Origin of the sequence: Sphingomonas soli NBRC 100801 (genome assembly GCF_001591025.1) — a bacterium.
GTDB lineage: Bacteria > Pseudomonadota > Alphaproteobacteria > Sphingomonadales > Sphingomonadaceae > Sphingomonas > Sphingomonas soli.
The window spans coordinates 168,081-184,530 of the sequence record NZ_BCTZ01000012.1 but is presented as its reverse complement, the minus strand read 5'-3'; the positions used below and the strand labels follow the sequence as shown (position 1 = coordinate 184,530).

Annotated in this window: 18 protein-coding genes and 1 tRNA gene; 10 read left to right on the top strand and 9 right to left on the bottom strand. The window is 67.1% G+C overall.

Annotation, left to right across the window (positions count from 1 at the left end; translation table 11 throughout):
• Positions 1-31: 31 nt before the first annotated feature.
• The gene (locus SSO01S_RS08860; RefSeq protein WP_066798229.1) at positions 32-1,300 is read right to left on the bottom strand and encodes an RsmB/NOP family class I SAM-dependent RNA methyltransferase; all 1,269 of its coding nucleotides are present in this window, start codon (positions 1,298-1,300) and stop codon (positions 32-34) included.
• A 42-nt stretch (positions 1,301-1,342) separates the two neighbouring features.
• Here SSO01S_RS08860 and SSO01S_RS17215 point away from each other — a divergent pair, with 42 nt between their 5' ends.
• Positions 1,343-1,495 carry a DUF1674 domain-containing protein gene (locus SSO01S_RS17215; RefSeq protein WP_083942926.1) on the top strand — a complete coding sequence of 51 codons (153 nt, stop codon included), beginning with the start codon at positions 1,343-1,345 and terminating at the stop codon, positions 1,493-1,495.
• Between the two features lie 10 nt (positions 1,496-1,505).
• Here SSO01S_RS17215 and SSO01S_RS08855 read toward each other — a convergent pair whose 3' ends face one another.
• From SSO01S_RS08855 to tsaD, 3 genes are read right to left on the bottom strand one after another with little or no spacing between them, the layout of a single operon-like run.
• Positions 1,506-2,036: a DUF1697 domain-containing protein gene (locus tag SSO01S_RS08855; RefSeq protein ID WP_066798227.1), complete on the bottom strand. Its 531-nt coding sequence runs from the start codon at positions 2,034-2,036 to the stop codon at positions 1,506-1,508.
• Positions 2,033-3,007 carry an NAD(P)H-dependent glycerol-3-phosphate dehydrogenase gene (locus SSO01S_RS08850; protein ID WP_066798225.1) on the bottom strand — a complete coding sequence of 325 codons (975 nt, stop codon included), beginning with the start codon at positions 3,005-3,007 and terminating at the stop codon, positions 2,033-2,035. The genes SSO01S_RS08855 and SSO01S_RS08850 overlap by 4 nt, the downstream gene beginning before the upstream one ends.
• The gene (gene tsaD / locus SSO01S_RS08845) at positions 3,004-4,026 is read right to left on the bottom strand and encodes a tRNA (adenosine(37)-N6)-threonylcarbamoyltransferase complex transferase subunit TsaD (RefSeq protein WP_083942937.1); all 1,023 of its coding nucleotides are present in this window, start codon (positions 4,024-4,026) and stop codon (positions 3,004-3,006) included. Before tsaD ends, SSO01S_RS08850 begins: the two co-directional genes overlap by 4 nt.
• Before the next feature lie 36 nt (positions 4,027-4,062).
• On the opposite strand from tsaD, the gene hemC reads away from it, so the two are divergent.
• Genes hemC through SSO01S_RS08815 form a run of 6 tightly spaced genes read left to right on the top strand, consistent with a single transcriptional unit; the run spans position 4,063 to position 9,340 of the window.
• Positions 4,063-4,968, top strand: a complete 906-nt coding sequence (hemC, locus tag SSO01S_RS08840; protein WP_066798221.1) for a hydroxymethylbilane synthase — start codon at positions 4,063-4,065, stop codon at positions 4,966-4,968.
• Positions 4,965-5,627 carry a uroporphyrinogen-III synthase gene (locus SSO01S_RS08835; RefSeq protein WP_066798219.1) on the top strand — a complete coding sequence of 221 codons (663 nt, stop codon included), beginning with the start codon at positions 4,965-4,967 and terminating at the stop codon, positions 5,625-5,627. Before hemC ends, SSO01S_RS08835 begins: the two co-directional genes overlap by 4 nt.
• A 31-nt stretch (positions 5,628-5,658) precedes the next feature.
• Positions 5,659-6,486, top strand: coding sequence for a hypothetical protein (locus SSO01S_RS08830; RefSeq protein ID WP_157073695.1), 828 nt, complete (start codon positions 5,659-5,661; stop codon positions 6,484-6,486).
• A gap of 39 nt (positions 6,487-6,525) precedes the next feature.
• Positions 6,526-7,710 carry an acyl-CoA dehydrogenase gene (locus SSO01S_RS08825; RefSeq protein ID WP_066798215.1) on the top strand — a complete coding sequence of 395 codons (1,185 nt, stop codon included), beginning with the start codon at positions 6,526-6,528 and terminating at the stop codon, positions 7,708-7,710.
• Positions 7,710-8,237, top strand: a complete 528-nt coding sequence (locus tag SSO01S_RS08820) for a GNAT family N-acetyltransferase (RefSeq protein WP_066798214.1) — start codon at positions 7,710-7,712, stop codon at positions 8,235-8,237. The genes SSO01S_RS08825 and SSO01S_RS08820 overlap by 1 nt, the downstream gene beginning before the upstream one ends.
• A complete protein-coding gene (locus SSO01S_RS08815; RefSeq protein ID WP_066798212.1) occupies positions 8,234-9,340 on the top strand; it encodes a CaiB/BaiF CoA transferase family protein in 1,107 nt (368 codons plus the stop codon). The genes SSO01S_RS08820 and SSO01S_RS08815 overlap by 4 nt, the downstream gene beginning before the upstream one ends.
• A gap of 4 nt (positions 9,341-9,344) precedes the next feature.
• Here SSO01S_RS08815 and SSO01S_RS08810 read toward each other — a convergent pair whose 3' ends face one another.
• The 3 genes from SSO01S_RS08810 to SSO01S_RS08800 are packed head-to-tail and all read right to left on the bottom strand — an operon-like array spanning position 9,345 to position 11,889.
• Positions 9,345-9,818, bottom strand: coding sequence for a DUF2269 family protein (locus tag SSO01S_RS08810; RefSeq protein WP_066798210.1), 474 nt, complete (start codon positions 9,816-9,818; stop codon positions 9,345-9,347).
• Positions 9,818-11,083, bottom strand: coding sequence for an SDR family oxidoreductase (locus tag SSO01S_RS08805; protein WP_083942925.1), 1,266 nt, complete (start codon positions 11,081-11,083; stop codon positions 9,818-9,820). Before SSO01S_RS08805 ends, SSO01S_RS08810 begins: the two co-directional genes overlap by 1 nt.
• A gap of 5 nt (positions 11,084-11,088) precedes the next feature.
• Positions 11,089-11,889 carry a DUF72 domain-containing protein gene (locus SSO01S_RS08800; protein ID WP_066798206.1) on the bottom strand — a complete coding sequence of 267 codons (801 nt, stop codon included), beginning with the start codon at positions 11,887-11,889 and terminating at the stop codon, positions 11,089-11,091.
• Positions 11,890-12,003: 114 nt separating this feature from the next.
• On the opposite strand from SSO01S_RS08800, the gene SSO01S_RS08795 reads away from it, so the two are divergent.
• Positions 12,004-13,182: a GNAT family N-acetyltransferase gene (locus SSO01S_RS08795; protein WP_066798205.1), complete on the top strand. Its 1,179-nt coding sequence runs from the start codon at positions 12,004-12,006 to the stop codon at positions 13,180-13,182.
• Positions 13,183-13,361: 179 nt separating this feature from the next.
• Here the strand turns inward: SSO01S_RS08795 and SSO01S_RS08790 are convergent.
• Positions 13,362-13,436: transfer RNA gene (locus SSO01S_RS08790), tRNA-Gly, on the bottom strand.
• A 156-nt stretch (positions 13,437-13,592) separates the two neighbouring features.
• Between SSO01S_RS08790 and SSO01S_RS08785 the strand changes: the two genes are divergently transcribed.
• Together SSO01S_RS08785 and SSO01S_RS08780 are read left to right on the top strand one after the other, a co-directional pair.
• Entirely contained in the window at positions 13,593-14,498 is a 906-nt protein-coding gene (locus tag SSO01S_RS08785) for a tetratricopeptide repeat protein (protein ID WP_439646558.1), read from the top strand.
• Positions 14,495-15,103 (top strand): LON peptidase substrate-binding domain-containing protein, encoded by a 609-nt coding sequence (locus SSO01S_RS08780; RefSeq protein ID WP_083942924.1) that lies wholly within the window; start codon positions 14,495-14,497, stop codon positions 15,101-15,103. Before SSO01S_RS08785 ends, SSO01S_RS08780 begins: the two co-directional genes overlap by 4 nt.
• 23 nt (positions 15,104-15,126) lie before the next feature.
• On the opposite strand, the gene SSO01S_RS08775 is transcribed toward SSO01S_RS08780, so the two are convergent.
• Entirely contained in the window at positions 15,127-16,356 is a 1,230-nt protein-coding gene (locus SSO01S_RS08775; protein WP_066798203.1) for a UbiH/UbiF/VisC/COQ6 family ubiquinone biosynthesis hydroxylase, read from the bottom strand.
• Between the last annotated feature and the right edge of the window lie 94 nt (positions 16,357-16,450).

The window sequence follows — 16,450 nt, the reverse complement described above, 5'->3', positions numbered from 1 at the left end:
AATCCTTAAGCATGGGCCGAGTCGCGCGCAACTAAGCGTTGCGCCTTAACCGCGCGATAAAGAAGCCGTCGAGCCGGCCTTTTGCGGCGAGCATGCCGGGATGCAGCCGCAACGTGCCGTTTTCGAGCGCTTCCACCCCCTCGGGAAGCTCGTCCGCACGCTCCGGATCGATCGCGAACCCGGGATGGTGCGCCAGGAAGCGTTCGAGCTGCAATTCGCCTTCCTGCGGCTCGAGCGAGCAGGTGGCATAGACCAGGATGCCGCCCGGCTTCACCCAGCCGGAAGCCCGGTGGAGCAACTTGCCCTGCAGCTCGGCCATCTCCGCGATCAGCGAGGGGCGCACGCGGTGGAGCACGTCCGGATGGCGGCGGAAGATGCCCGTGGCGCTGCAAGGGGCGTCGAGCAGCACGGCGTCCGCCAGTTCACCGGGCTTCCAGAGCAGCAGGTCCGCCGCGACCACCTTTGCGTTCAGCCCGGTCCGTTCCAGATTCTCGCGAAGTCGCGCGAGACGACTTTCGGAGACGTCGACCGCGGTCACATCCCAGCCGGCAGAAGCGAGCTGGAGCGTCTTGCCGCCGGGCGCCGCGCAGAGATCGAGCGCCGCGCCATTGCCCTTGCCGATCAACCGGGCGGGAAGCGAGGCAGCGAGATCCTGCACCCAGAACCGGCCCTCCGCAAAGCCCGGCAGCTCCATCACGGAGGTGCCGGCGGGAAGTCGCGCATGGCCGGGAAGCAGGCTGACCGCATCTTCCAGATCGAGCGGTGCAGTGGTCGTCAGATCGAGCGGCGGCGGCACGGCGATGGCGAGTTCGGCATCTTCGATCATCTGGTCGCCCCAGGCTGCGTGCCAGCGCAGCGCCACCGCATCGGGAAGCGTCGGCGGCTCGGGAAGCAGCGCGCCCGATCGCGTCACCGTGCCGAAAACGCCATGCACCAGCTTGCGCGGGCCGCCGTCGACCAAAGGGAGCACGGTCGAGATCGCGGCATGGCCGGGCGTGCCGAGCACCAGCGCCTGGACGAGCGCGATGCGCAGCGCAAAGCGCGCTTTGGCGTCGTCGGGCAACGGCCGCTGGGTCGCGCCGTCGATCAGCGCGTCGAGATCGGGAAGCCGCCGGAGCGTCTCCGCGGCGATGGCGTGCGCCAGGCCCCGGTCGCTGGACGGAAGGCCCTGCGCCGCCTTGTCGAGCGCCTGCTCAAGCGCGAGTCCGCGACGGAGCACCGCGTCGAGCAACTGGAGCGCGGCGCGGCGCGCGGGGACGCCGGGCGCATCGGGGACGGATCTGGGTTGATTTCGCTTCATTGCGGGCCGATTTGGGCGTCAACTCCTGCTGAGGCAATGCAAATGGGCGATCGTCCCGAAAATAGCCGGCCCCCGGCCTATCTGACACCCAGCCCGCCGGTGCCCAAGCCCGAGCCCGCACCGCCGCCCGCGGACCCGCTTGATCCGACGCGCTACGGGGATTGGGAGCGCAAGGGGATCGCGGTCGATTTCTGAGGTGCGGGGCCTAACCGGCGAGCATCTCCGCAAGCTTGTTCACCGTATTCCAGTTGCGGCCGGTCACGAGCTTGGGAAACTTCGCCTTGTTCATCGCCTGCAGCAGCTTCGAATCGCGCATGCCCTGCTGGCTGATATAGTCCACATACAGCTCGCGGCCGATCGCGCGAAGCCGCTCGGGGCCGGGTTCCAGCCGCTCCAGCGCCTCCGCCGGAAAGGGATCGCGGTGGAAGCTCACCAGCACATGGCTGGGATGATCGAGCACGGCCTCCGGAAAGGGATTGGCGGCGATCACTGCCCGCATTTCCGCGAGATCGCGAACCATCACGTCGGTTTTGAGACCGTGATCGAGCAGGGCCGCCTCAAGCCTGAGCGCGATCTCGCCGGCGGGGTCCGCGCTGTCGAACACGACATTGCCGGACGCGAGCAGCGTCTCGACGCGGGCATAGCCCACACCTTCGGTCAGCGCCTTGAGATCCGCGGACAGCAATTTGCGCCCGCCAAGATTGACGCCGCGCAGCAGCGCAGCCCAGCGCTTCACAGCGTTTCCGGGCGCAGCGGCCGGCTCAGCAGCGCCTCGATCACCGCGCCGACCGGCCTGCCCGAAAGCAGAGCGCAGACCGCTTCGCACACTGGCATGTCCACGCCCGCCTCCGCCGCCGCCTCCTGAAGCACCGGTGCGGTGAACGCACCTTCGGCGACGGTGCGGCGATCGGCCATCAACTCGGCGGCGCTGCGCCCCTGCCCCAACCCGACACCGAGCGAGAAATTGCGCGACGCGGTGGAGGAACAGGTGAGCACGAGATCGCCGAGCCCCGAAAGCCCCGTCAGCGTCTCGGCCTGCGCGCCGCGCGCGAGGCCGAAGCGCGTCATCTCGGCAAAGCCTCGCGCGATAACGGCGGCGCGTGCGTTCTGGCCGAGCCCGGCACCCTCGACCACGCCACAGGCGATGGCGAGGACGTTCTTCACCGCCCCGCCAATCTCCGCGCCGGTCACGTCTGATGAGGCATAGGTGCGGAAAGCCGGCCCCGCGAGGCGATCGGCCAGCGCCGTGCGCAGCGCGTCGTCCTCACAGGCCAGCGTCACGGCGGTGGGAAGGCCGCGTGCCACTTCATGTGCAAAGGTCGGCCCCGAAAGCACCGCAATCGGCGCATCGGGCGCGACCTGTTGCGCGACTTCACCGACAAGCAGCCGCGTGCCGGCTTCGATCCCCTTCGCGCAAAGCACCAAAGGCGTGCTGCCAATCTGCATGCCCGAAAGCACCGCGCGCACATGCTGGGCGGGGGACACGATTAGCAAGGCATCCATCCCCGCCAGATCGGCGGCATCGCCGGTTGCGCGGATCGCGTTCGACAGCCGCACGCCCGCGAGGAACATCGTGTTCTCGTGGGCATTATTGATGCTGTCGACCACTTCGGGCTCGCGTGCCCAGAGCGTCACGGGGCCGCCCTGCGCCGCCACCTGTGCCAGCGCGGTGCCCCATGCGCCGCCGCCGATGACACCGATCTTCATGCCTTCACTCCTGCGCCGCGCACCTTTTCCGCCTCTGGATCGAGCGGCCAGCGGGGGCGCGCGGGAAAATCGAGCGGGTCGGTGAACCCGGCGGCGAAACGCTCTGCGCCCGCCCATGCGATCATCGCCGCATTATCGGTGCACAGCCAAAGCGGCGGCGCGACGAATCGCAGGCCATGCTCGGCAGCAAGCGCTTCGAGCGCGCCGCGAACCGCCTTGTTCGCCGCCACCCCGCCCGCAACCACCAGCGCGCTGGCTGTGACCTTGTCCAACGCGATCCGGGTACGATCGACCAGGCAATCGACCACGGCCTGCTGGAACGAAGCGGCCATATCCTCGACCGCATATTGCCCCGCCTTGCGCGCAACGTCGCTCTTGAGCCCCGCGAACGAGAAATGCGGCTCGGCCGATCCGACCAGCGGGCGCGGCAGTGGCACGGCCCTGGGATCGCCGCGGCGCGCCGCTTCCTCGACCGCAGGGCCGCCGGGAAAGCCCAGGCCCAGCAGCTTTGCCGTCTTGTCGAATGCTTCCCCCGCCGCATCGTCGATCGTCGTCGCGAGGCGGCGATAAGCGCCCGGCCCCTCGACAAGCAGCAATTGGCAATGCCCGCCCGAGACGAGCAGCAGCAGATAGGGGAATTGCAGATCGGGATCGGTCAGGCGCGGCGACAGTGCGTGCCCCTCCAGATGGTTGACCGCGATCAGCGGCTTGTTCGCCGCCAGCGCCAGCGCCTTGCCGGTGACCAGACCCACCATGACGCCGCCGATCAGCCCCGGGCCCGCCGTCGCCGCCACGGCGTCCACCTCGCTTAGCGTCACGTCGGCTTCGGCCAGCGCCTGCTCCACCAGCGGCCCGATCATCTCGACATGCGCGCGTGCGGCGATTTCGGGAACGACGCCTCCATAGGGGCGGTGTGCCTCCTCCTGCCGTGCCAGCTTGTGCGCCAGGATGCGGCGGTCGCCCGTCACGAGCGCGGCCGCCGTCTCGTCGCAACTCGATTCAAGGCCGAGGATCAGCATTGCATCCATCTAGTCCCCGAGCGCATTAGCGCAAGCATGGCTAGTTTTCGTCTCGGCACCCGTGGCTCCCCGCTCGCTCTCACTCAGGCACATATGGTGCGCGATGCGCTCGCCGCTGCGCACGGGCTCGATTGCGAGATCGTGACGGTGCGCACGACCGGCGACAAGGTGCAGGACCGTCCGCTTTCCGAGATTGGCGGCAAGGCGCTCTGGACCAAGGAGCTCGATCGCGCGCTGCTCGCCCACGAGATCGACTGCGCGGTGCATTCGATGAAGGATGTCGAGACCTTCCGGCCCGATGCGATAACGATCGCCGCGATGCTGAAACGCGCCAATGTGCAGGACCGGATCATCGGTGCCGAATCGATCGCGGCGTTGCGCGAGGGGGCACTTGTCGGAACCAGTTCGCCCCGGCGGGCGGCGCAGGTGCGGCGGATCAGGCCCGATATCCAGACGATTTTCTTTCGCGGCAATATCGATACGCGCCTCGCCAAGCTGGCGTCCGGTGAGGTGGATGCCACCTTGCTCGCGGCAGCGGGGCTGGAGCGGCTCGACCGCCACGATATCGGCCATGGTATTCCACTCAATGTGATGCTGCCCGCGCCCGCGCAGGGCGCGGTGGGTGTGGAATGCCGCGCCGATGATGCTCGCGTCCGGAATCTGCTCGCTGCGATCGATCACCCCGAAACGCATGCCTGCGTCCTCGCCGAACGCGCCTTGCTCGCCGCACTCAAGGCCGATTGCCATTCGCCGGTGGCGGCACTGGCAGTGATCGAAGGCGCGATCCTTACGCTCACCGCGGAGCTGTTTTCCGAAGATGGCGCGGAGCATGTCCATGGCGCGATCGAAGGCGCGCCGCTCGATTCGGCGATACCCGCTGCACTGGCTCGCGAGCTGCTGGAGCGCGCACCGGACGCCGTGCGAAGATTGTTCGAGGGATGAGCAGGCGAATCGCGGTACTGCGACCCGAACCGGGCAATCGGGTGACGGCTTCGGCGATCGAAGCTGCGGGCAGGCGCATAATCCGCCTGCCATTGTTCAAGACGGAAGCGCTGGCATGGGACGTGCCCGATCCGGGCCGGTTCGACGCGCTGATTCTCACCAGCGCAAATGCCGTGCGCCATGGCGGCGCGGGGCTTGGCCGGCTGATCGGCTTGCCGGTGCATGCGGTCGGCAAGGTGACTGGAGAAGCGGCGCGGCGCTTCGGCTTCCGGGTGGTGACCAATGGCGATTCGGGCGCGGAGAATTTGCTGGCGCGCGTCGAGGCAGCCGGGGTGCGGCGCGCGCTGCACCTCGCCGGGCGCGAGCGCACCGCGCATTCAAGCGGGATCGTCGCGCAGGTCATCCCCGTTTACGCGAGCGAGCCGCTGCCGGTCTCACCCGAAGCGGCGGCCGAACTCGACGGATCGGTTGCTATGGTCCAGTCGGCGCGCGCCGCGGCGCGACTGGGCGAGATCGTGCGCCGCCGGGACAACATCACCCTGGTCGCGATCAGCGAGGCCGTCGCCCGGGCGGCAGGCGAAGGCTGGGAACGCATCGTCGTGGCGCGAGAGCCTTCGAGCGAGCAGATGATCGCCGCCGCTTTGGCGCTCGCCGATTGACCCGGCAGGCTTGGGCGCGAATAAGGCGGGCATGAGCGACGAGCCCCAGCGCACCCCGCTGTTTCGCAATTCCAGCCTGATCGGCGGCCTCGCCTTTCTGGGCGGTCTGGCCGTGGCGCTGGGCGCCGTGCAGCTTGGCGGCGGCTTTCACCGGGCGCCTGCCGTTCCGGTGGTGCCGGTGGCCCAGCCGGTGGTGCAGCCCCCGGCGCAGCCCGTCGCGGCGCTACCGCCCGGCACCGATCTGGCGACGCTCAATGCGCGCGAGGCGATGCTCGCCGGCAAGCTGGACATACTCGATATGCGTATTCGCGAGCTGGACGGCAGCGCGCGCCACGCCGCCAGCTACGCGACGCAGGCCGAGCGACTGATGATCGCCTTCGCGGTGCGGCGCGCGGTGGAGCGCGGCCAGCCGCTGGGTGTGCTGGAGCATGCGTTGCGCGCCCGTTTCGGCGAGGCGAACAGCGAGTCGGTCGCCGCGATCGTCCAGGTCGCGGCCCAGCCCGTGACACTCGAGGATCTACGCCTTGCGCTGGAGACGATCGCCCCCCGGCTCGGAACCGGTCCCGATGACAGCCTGTGGACCAGCGCGCGGCGGATGCTGGGCGATATGGTGGTGATCAGAGCCTCCGATTCGCCGAGCCCACGCCCCAGCGACCGACTGCGCCGTGCGCGCCGCGCGATCGATGCGGGTGATGTCGAAACCGCGCTCGCCGAAGTGGCGCACATGCCGGGCGCGGCCAGCGCCGAAAGCTGGACCGCCGCGGCAAGGCGGTATGTCGCGGCGCGACGCGCGCTTTCCGAAATCGAGCGTGCGGCGGTGGCAGTGCCCGTCGCGGCCGGGCAGACGCCCGTAGATTGAGATACGCGGCGCGAGCCGGATAATTGAGGAAAGACTTTCATGGCTGAGATGGGCCGGTTCGACTGGCAGGATCCGTTCGGACTCGATGCGCAACTGACCGACGAAGAGCGGATGGTACGCGATGCCGCGCGCGATTACGCGCAGGGGGAATTGCTGCCGCGCGTCACGCGTGCGTTTCTCGATGAGGATTTCGACCGCGAAATCATGCGCGAGATGGGCGCGCTCGGGCTGCTCGGCGCGACGATTCCCGAAACCTATGGCGGAGCAGGGCTTGGCTATGTCGCCTATGGCCTCGTGGCGCGCGAAGTGGAGCGGGTCGATTCGGGCTATCGCAGCGCCATGTCGGTACAGAGCTCGCTCGTCATGCACCCGATCAACGCCTACGGGACCGAGGAGCAGAAGCGGAAATATCTGCCCAAGCTGGCCAGCGGCGAATGGGTCGGCTGTTTCGGCCTCACCGAGCCCGATGCTGGATCGGATCCCGGTGGGATGCGCACCCGCGCCGAGAAGACCGCGAACGGATACCGCCTGACCGGATCCAAGATGTGGATCACAAATTCACCGATCGCCGATGTCATGGTCGTCTGGGCAAAGTCCGATCATCACGGCGGCGGGATCAAGGGCTTCGTGCTCGAACGCGGCATGGCCGGGCTTTCGACCCCCAAGATCGAAGGCAAATTGAGCCTGCGCGCGTCGATCACCGGAGAGATCGTGATGGACGGCGTCGAGGTGAGCGAGGATGCGCTGCTCCCAGACGTGCAGGGACTGAAAGGCCCGTTTGGCTGCCTGAATCGCGCGCGTTATGGCATCGCATGGGGCAGCATGGGCGCGGCGGAAGCCTGTATGCACGCCGCTCGCCAATATACGCTTGATCGCGCCCAGTTCGGCCGTCCGCTGGCGGCCACGCAGCTCGTCCAGCTGAAGCTCGCCAACATGGAGACCGAGATCGCGCTTGGGCTACAGGCCGCGCTGCGATGCGGCCGGATGTTCGACGATGGCACGCTCGCGCCCGAGGCGATCAGCATCATCAAGCGCAACAATTGCGGCAAGGCGCTGGAAATCGCCCGCATCGCGCGCGACATGCATGGCGGCAACGGCATCTCCGCCGAATTCCATGTGATGCGCCACGCGATCAACCTCGAGACGGTGAACACCTATGAGGGAACCCATGACGTGCACGGCCTGATCCTCGGCCGGGCGATCACCGGGATCGCTGCGTTCTGATGGATCACCAGCCGAGGCTCGAGGGCGATCTTGTCACGATCCGGCCGACCGTGGCCGAGGATTGGGACGAACTGTTCGCGGTCGCGTCCGATCCGCTGATCTGGGAAGTGCATCCCGCGCACGATCGCTGGCAGGAAGATGTGTTTCGCCGCTATTTCGAGGATGCGCTTGCAAGCGGCGGCGGCCTCACCATCCGCGACAAAGCGAGCGGCAAGGTGATCGGTGCCAGCCGCTATGCCTTTCCCGATGCCGCGCGCGATGAGGTGGAGATCGGCTGGACCTTCATCGCCCGCAACTATTGGGGCGGAACATATAATCGCGAGATCAAGCGGCTGATGCTCGATCACATCCATCGCTCCGTGCGGGGCGCGGTGTTCGTCGTGGGGCGGGACAATCTCCGCTCGCGCAAGGCGATGGAGAAAATCGGCGGGGTGCTTGTCGAGGGCCGGATCGAACGTGGCGACGGCAGCTTGCTGCCCGACCATGTCTATTACGTGATCGCGCGAGGCGAGGGCCCGCAGGCATGAAGCCCCTGGCCGGAATCAAGGTCGTCGAGCTCGCCCGGATCCTGGCCGGACCGTGGTGCGGACAATTGCTCGCCGATCTGGGCGCGGAGGTCATCAAGATCGAGCGCCCCGGCGCGGGCGACGACACGCGCCACTGGGGCCCGCCCTTCCTCCACGCGCCCGACGGCACCAATCTCGACGCGGCCTATTTCCACGCTTGTAATCGGGGGAAGAGGAGCCGCGCGATCGACATCGCCACGCCCGATGGACAGGCGGAGGTCCGCGCGCTGATCGCCGGGGCCGATGTGGTGATCGAGAATTACAAGGTGGGGGGGCTCGCCAAATATGGCCTCGACGCCGCCAGCCTGATCGCCGCGCATCCGCGGCTGGTGGTCTGCTCGATCACCGGCTTCGGGCAGGGCGGCCCCTATGCGGCGCGCGCCGGATACGACTTCATCATCCAGGGCATGGGCGGCGCGATGTCGCTCACCGGCGAGCCGGATGGCCCACCGCAAAAGGCCGGCGTCGCCTATGCCGACATCTTCACCGGTGTCTATTCGGCGGTGGCGATCCTATCGGCGCTGCGGCGTCGTGACGTCACGGGCAAGGGCGCACATATCGACATGGCGCTGCTCGACACGCAGGTGGGTGTGCTCGCCAATCAGGCGCTCAACTGGATGGCGGACCCTGCCAAGATCCCCAGCCGGATGGGCAATGGACACGCCAATCTCGTGCCGTACCAGGCCTTCGCCTGTGCCGATGGCGAGCTGATCGTCGCGGTCGGCAATGATTCGCAGTTCCGCAAATTGTGCTCGATCCTCAAGCTCGATCTGGCCGATGATCCGCGCTTCGCTACCAACCCAGGCCGCGTGGCGAATCGCGATACGCTGATCCCGGCGCTGACCCGCGCGATCCTCGAATGGCGAAAGGCCGATCTCTACGAGGCGCTGGAGGCCGCAGGCGTCCCCGCCGGCCCGATCAACAACATCGCCGAAGTGTTCGCCGATCCGCAGGTGATCGCGCGCGGCATGCAGATACTGCGCGACGGCGTGCCCGGGCTCGCCAGCCCGATCGTGATCGATGGCGAGCGCATGGTTTCGGACAAACCGAGCCCGCGGCGCTAAACGCTCACCAAAGCTCCGGCTTGGCGACCATCAGCCAGAAGACGCCGAGAAGCCCCAGAAAGGCCGGCCAGCCGAGCGCGAACCACCAGCGCATCGCCCGGTGATAGTCCGGCCCAAGCGGCTGACCGCTGATCTGTGCCTGGGCGGCCAGCCGCTGCGCGACGATCTGGAGGCGGACCACGGGCACCCAGCAGGCGAAGGCAAGCAGATACAGCCCGATCGAGACCAACAGCCAGGGCGTGCTCAGCGGCCAGCCAGCGTGATGCGCCAGCCACAGACCGCTCAATGGCTGCACCACCCCGCTCGAACCCGTGAAGATCCAGTCAGCGCGCACCACCATGCGCCCTACAGGCGCGACGATCGCCGGGTCACGGGTGAGGTGCGCGTTCCACAGATACCAGGCCGTGCCAGCACCGAAGCCGAACAATATGGTGCTGCTGAGAATATGCACCCATTTGACCAGCAGATAGAGATCCATCAGCGCCGCTCCCCGATCACGCCATATACCAGCACCAGCGCCAGGATCGGCAGGTTCTTGAGCAGGGGCCCCAGGGGATCGAGCCACAACCCGGGCTGCGCTGCGCTCAGGACCAATGTGTACCCGATTATCGCACCGCACTGCGCCGGCGTCGCCAGCCGGACGCGATCCGTCAGCAGCAAGGCAGCGATGCCGAGATCGAGAAGGCCTCCGCCGATACGCAGCGCTTCGCCAGCACCAGACGTGATACCGAGCGCGCGAACCAGTTCCGCCGTTGCCGCCGTGCCACCGAACAGCCCCAGCAGCGCAGAGGAAACCCAGAGCAGCACCAGCACCGCCTTGATCGCTGGAACGAGAAAGAAGAGCCGCGCATGCCAGCGGTCCTGCACGCCCGCCGGCCGCAGATGCAGCGCCGAATCCAGGCTGCGCGGAGTCCAGCCCATTGCATCAGCAAAGGCGCTGCTGTCCCCGCTGTTGCCCGCCACCATTTGCGTCAGGCTGTTGCTTGCGATCGGGCCGCTACCGGTAAGATCGCCGAAACGTCCCAGCAAACGCATGACAGGCATCGGCACACTCAGGAAACGCGCACGGCCAAGCCCCAGCCAGGCCCGATAGCGTCCAAGCAGATCGCGCAGGCTGAGCGTCTCAGGCCCAACGGGTTCGATCACCTGCCCCGCGAAGCTGCCCCGTTCGCAAACCTCGCGCACCGCACGCGCCAGATCTGCGACATGGAGCGGCGTGAATGCAAAGTCGCCCTTTCCCGGCAGGGGCACGAACCAGGGCAGCCCCGCCAGGCCGCGCAGCAACGAAGTGCCGCCATAGCTTCCTTCGCCATAAACCAGAGAGGGGCGCAGAATCGTCCAGGCGACCCCGCTTTCGCGCAGCGCCTGCTCGCCCGCCAGCTTGGAGCGCGCATAATCGGTGGCGACATCCGCCCGCGCGCTGATCGCGGAGAGCAGGACGATGCGGCGCACCCCCGCCTGCCTCGCCGCCGCATGGAGCGCACGCGGCATTTCGTGATGGATCGCATCCATGGTCGGCCCGCGCAGGATGCCGGCCGCGTTGACGATCATATCCTGACCCTCGACCAGGCCTTGCCAGTCGGAAGGATCGGTCATCTTTGCCAGGTCGCGCGGCACGACTTTAGCCTCGCCGAGCGTCGCAGGACTGCGCATGACCGCCGTCACGGCATGGCGGTGCGCCGCCAGCTCGGCAAGGATTTGGCGCCCGATAAAGCCGCCCGCCCCCAGCAGCAATATCCGCATCGCGATCAGGCCAGCGCCGCGATCAGCGCCTGCGCCGCCGCAGGGGCGCGAACCTTGCCGCCGTGGATGAAGAAGATGAACGTCTCACGCGGTTTCGCGGGCGGCTCTTCGTCCAGCACGTAAGGCAGGCCCTCGGGCCGTCCACCCCGCGCCCAGACCTTCGCCGCCTCGATCCAGCGTGGAAACTCGCTTTCCGGATAGCAACGCGGGTTGTCGTCCTCGCCAGCCTCCAGCCGCGCATAGACAAAGTCACCCGTGAGATCGGCGATCGCGGGATAGGTCGGCGAATCTGCATAGACGATCGCGACGCCCGCCTTTCGGCACATCGCGACGAATTCGGGCACCGCAAAGCTCTCATGGCGTACCTGGATCGCGTGGCGCAGCGCGATGCCGTCCTGCTTGGCCGGCAGCAGATCCAGGAACGCCTGGAAATCATCCTGCTCGAATTTCTTGGTCGCCATGAACTGCCAGAAGATCGGGCCCAGCTTCTCGCCTAGCGCAGTGATCCCCTGCCCCACGAAGCGCGAAACCGATTCGCCGGCTTCGGCAAGCACCTTGCGATTGGTGCAAAATCGCGATCCCTTCACCGTGAAGACAAAGCCTTCGGGCGCAGCGGCGGCCCAATTCTCGAAAGTCTGTGGCTTGAAGCTCGAATAATAGGTGCCGTTCACCTCGATCGCCGTCAGCGCGCGGCTCGCATATTCCAGTTCCTTCTTCTGGCTCAGTCCCGCGGGATAGAATGCGCCCCCGCGCCACGGCTCGAACGTCCAGCCGCCAATGCCGATTCGTATGGGTGCCTGGGTCATGCGAGCCAGCCTATCCCTATCCTGCGGGCACGGCAAAACGGGACGTCCGGGAATTTCTTTGCGCGCTTACACATTGTCAGGAACTTGCGCCTAATCTCCGCGCAGGGAGCAGGAATGTACGTAAGCGAGGTCCAACTCGAACCAGATGCGATCGCGGTAGCGTGCCACCCCGGCGTGCCCGACGAAATGGACCAGCTCGTCGAGAGCCTGCCGCCCCCCTATCAGTTTCTGCGCGCGGCCTGGTACCGCGCCGCCGCTGCGGATCGGGGGACGACGCTGATCGGAACCCGTGCCGATGGCACCACGATTGCCGCAATTCCTACGATCGGCTTCGGCAACACCCTGATCGGGGGCCGGAATATTCCGGGTAGCTATTGGCCGTTCCGCTCCATCCCGATCGACCCCTCGGCCGAGGATTCCGAACTTGCGGAGATGCTAGGCAATCCGCTGACGATGGAAATGCTGGGCCAGGTCTGGCGCATCGGCCCCATCTATTCGGATGATCCGGCCACCACGCGAATCAAGCGCGCGGCGGCGATGGCGGGCTGGACGGTGCTGGTGCGTCGGCTGGGCCGTACCTTCCTGTTTGATCTCGCCGATGGCTGGCCGCGCAGCACGACAAAGCGGCGCCTGAACAAATATATGCGCCAACTCGAGCAGCAGGGCGACGTGCGATTCGAAATGATTCGCGGTGCCGACTGGAATGCCGGGGTGCTCGAAACGCTCTGCAAAATCGAAATGGCCAGCTGGGTCGGGCGAGCCACCGACGGCACCGGCGCGAAGTTTCTCTCCGAAGATCGCCGCGCCGAATGGCTGCGGGTGCTGGCCGATCCCGCGCTGGCGGAGGCATTGACGGCAACAATCCTCTATGTCGGCGATCATCCCGTTGCATTCTCGTTCGATCTGATGGCCGCGCCGCTGCAATATAGCATCGCCTGCAGCTATGACGCGCGCTTCTCAAGCTTCCGGCCAGGAAAGCTGGTTACGGCGCATCAGCTTCAGATTGCGCGAGATCTGGGTGTGGAGCAGGTCGATTTCGGCGCGGGAGACTCCGGCTATAAGCGCGAGATGGGTGCGGTCCGGGGTCCGGAAATTCTCGACCTGCTGATCGTGCGGCGGCGCTCGGCTGCGTCGCTGCTGCGGCTCAAATGGGGCAGCGAATCGGCCATCGCCCGCGATTCCTATCTGGCTGCTGCGCGGCTGCGCAACGTGGGCCGCGAGACGTTTCCGCGGCTCGAGGCGATGCTTGCGATCGGAGCAATTGCGGCCGCCGCGCTCACCTTCGTGGAGTGAGCACCGGCAAGCCGATGGCCCGACGCGGTCGTCCGGCGCTCGGGAAGACCGGTTGATTGCCAGATTCGTGATGGGCGGGCGCAAACGCTGAACGCCAAGCGAGCACAGGCAAGGGCCGCGCTGCGCTGATGCTTCTCGCTATTTTTGCAAATCGGCGCTGCAAATCTGCAGCGAGAAGCTGGAGCGGGCGAAGGGATTCGAACCCTCGACCCCGACCTTGGCAAGGTCGTGCTCTACCCCTGAGCTACGCCCGCTCTGGCGTCTGGCCGGGCGAACCGGCTGGGTGAGGCGCGGCCACTAGCAGCGTGTTCGGGGCAGTGCAAGCCCCTTGGCGACGCGCCCGAAAATGCTTGAGGGGTGCGCGCCGAGCCCCCACATAGGCGCAAACCTCGATCCCGTTGGAGCACGTGATGGCCACGCTTGGAATGACCCCGCAAGACAAGGAGGCCGTGGACGCCTTCCGCCGCGACGTTGTCGAACCCTCGATGAGCGCGCTGATCATCCTCGATTTCTGGGCCGAATGGTGCGGCCCCTGCAAGCAGCTGGCCCCGGTGCTCGAAAAGGTCGCCGAAGATTATGCGGCCAAGGGCGTGAAGCTCGCCAAGATCGATGTCGACGCCAACAAGTTCATCGCCGCGCAGTTTCAGGTGCGCTCGATCCCCACCGTCTATGCGATGTTCCAGGGCCAGCTCGTCGCCGATCTGTCCAGCGCACGCACCGAGGCGCAGCTGCGCACCATGCTCGACCAGATTCTCCGCCAACTACCCGTGCAGAGCGAGGAGGCCGCGCAGGAGGCCGAACTCGAGCCGCTGATCGCGATGGGTGAGCAGGTGCTGGCCGAAGGCGATGCCGAGCGCGCGCTTTCGGTATTCGATCAGATCGCCGAGATGGCGCCCGGCCACCCCGCGGTCACCGCGGGCCGCGCCCGCGCCCTGCTCGCGCTGGGCCGCACCGGCGAGGCCGATCTTGCGCTCGCCGATCTGCCCGATGATGCCGCCAAATCCCCCGAGGTGGAGCGCGCCCGCGCCGCGGTGAGTCTCGCGCAGGAAGCCGCGCCGGTGGAGGATCTATCGGGCCTCGCCGCCCAGGCCGCGACGGGCGACATGGAAGCGCGCTACGAGCTCGCCGGGGCCCAGATGGCGTCTGGCGACCGCGACGCCGCCGCCGAAACGCTGCTGGCGATGATTCGCGAGGACAAGGAATGGAACGACGGCGCCGCCCGCGCGCGCCTGCTCAAATTGTTCGAAGCGGTCGGGCTTGAGGATCCCTGGGTCTCGGCGCAGCGGCGCAAGCTTTCGGCGATCCTGTTCGGGTGACGGTCACGCGGCTCTCGATCTTCCCGTTGAGCGGCGCGTTGCTGTTTCCGCGGATGCATCTGCCGCTGCACATCTTCGAGCCGCGATACCGCGCGATGATCTCCGATTCGCTGGTGCGCGACCGCCGCATCGGCATGGTCCAGCCGCGTGACCGCAATGATCCCCCCGAATTGTTCGAAATAGGCTGTGTCGGTCGGATCGCCGAGGTGGAGGCGCTCGACGACGGCCGGTTCGATATCGTGCTGGAGGGGCTGGCGCGTTTCACGATCCTGCGCGAGCTCGACGTAATCACCCCCTTCCGCCAGGTCGAGGCAGAGCTGGAGCCGGTGCGCGAAAGCGAAATCCTCTCCGCGATCGCGCGCGCCAGCCTGGAAATGGAGTCGCGCCGGTTCGCCGATGCGCAGGGCTATGCCGTGGATTGGGAAGCGGTGACCCGCCTCGACGACGAATCGCTGGTCAACGGCATCGCCCAGATCGCCCCCTTCGATCCCGCCTCGAAACAGGCGCTGCTGGAGGCCGAAACCCTCGCCGAACGCTCCGAGCTGATTGTCCAGCTCATGCAATTCTACGGCCGTCACGGCGACGACGGCGGCACGCTGCAATAGCGGCGGGCGCAGAACGGCTCGGCTTAGACGCGCTCGCCCTGCAGCAGCTTCGGCACATCGCCCGATTCGCCGCGCGCCTCGCCCATGAACCAGCGCTTGAGCGGCGGCATCTTGTCCACCGCCGACAGCCCGAATCGCCGGATCGCCGCCGGTGCCTTGCCCGGAATGCCGAACAGGCGCGTCAGCCCGTCAGTCGCGGCCGCGACCATGAATGTGTCGAGTCCGCGCCAGCGCTGATAGCGCGCCAGCAATTGCGGATCGCCCAGATCCATCCCCAGCCTTTTGCCATCGACCAGCACTTCCACCAGAGTCGCCACGTCGCGAAAGCCGACATTCACGCCCTGCCCCGCGATCGGATGGATGCCGTGCGCCGCGTCACCCGCGAGCACCAGCCGGTCGCTGGTGATCCATGCCGCGTGGTGAAAGCCCAAAGGATGGCTGAAACGCTGCGTCAGCGGCCCCAACCTGCCCAGGAAGCCGCCCATCCGCTTTTCCGCCTCGGCCAGATAGGCGCGGTCGGAAATCTTCATCATCCCCGCCGCGTCGCTGGCCTTGACCGTCCACACCACTGCCGAGCGACGGCCCTGTTCGTCATCAAGCAAGGGCAGGATCGCGAACGGTCCCTCGGGATAGAAGATCTCGAACGCGATATTCTCATGGCTGCGCTCATGCCCCAGCGTCGCGACCATCGCGGCATGGTCGTAGCTCCAGCGCGCGGTCTTGAGCCCTGCCGCCTCGCGCGTCGGCGAATTGCGACCTTCGGCGGCGACCAGCAGCGGCGCGCGGACAGTCGCGCCCGAATCGAGCGTCGCGGTCACGCCCATCGCGCCGCGCTCCACCGAAACCGCGCGGGTCCGCATCCGCAGATCCACGCCCGGCGCCGCCATCGCCGCCTCCAGCAGCGCGATGCGGAGCTGGCGATTCTCGAACATATGCCCCAGCGGGCCATCATCGGCGTCGGGCGCGAAATCGAGCTTGCCGGGAGCCAGCCCGTCGCTCACGCGGATGCCCTGGATCGGGCAACCCTTCCCCGCCAGCCGGTCCGCCACGCCGATCGCCTCGAACATCCGCATCGGCGCCGAAGCGATCGCCGAAGCGCGCCCGTCAAAGCTTGCGGCTGTAATCGTCGCCGCGTCGGCGGTATCGATCACGATCGAAGTGAGCCCATGCGCGTCGAGCGCAACGGCAAGCGCGCTGCCCACCAGCCCGCCGCCAAGGATAAGGACGTCCGCACTCGACTGTATCTGGGCCATGGCAATGCCGTAGCGCGTGCAGGGAGCGAACGAAAGCACCCGCAATCCCAATGAGCGGACCGAAGGAACGAAGCGGGATCAACCTTGACGGCGG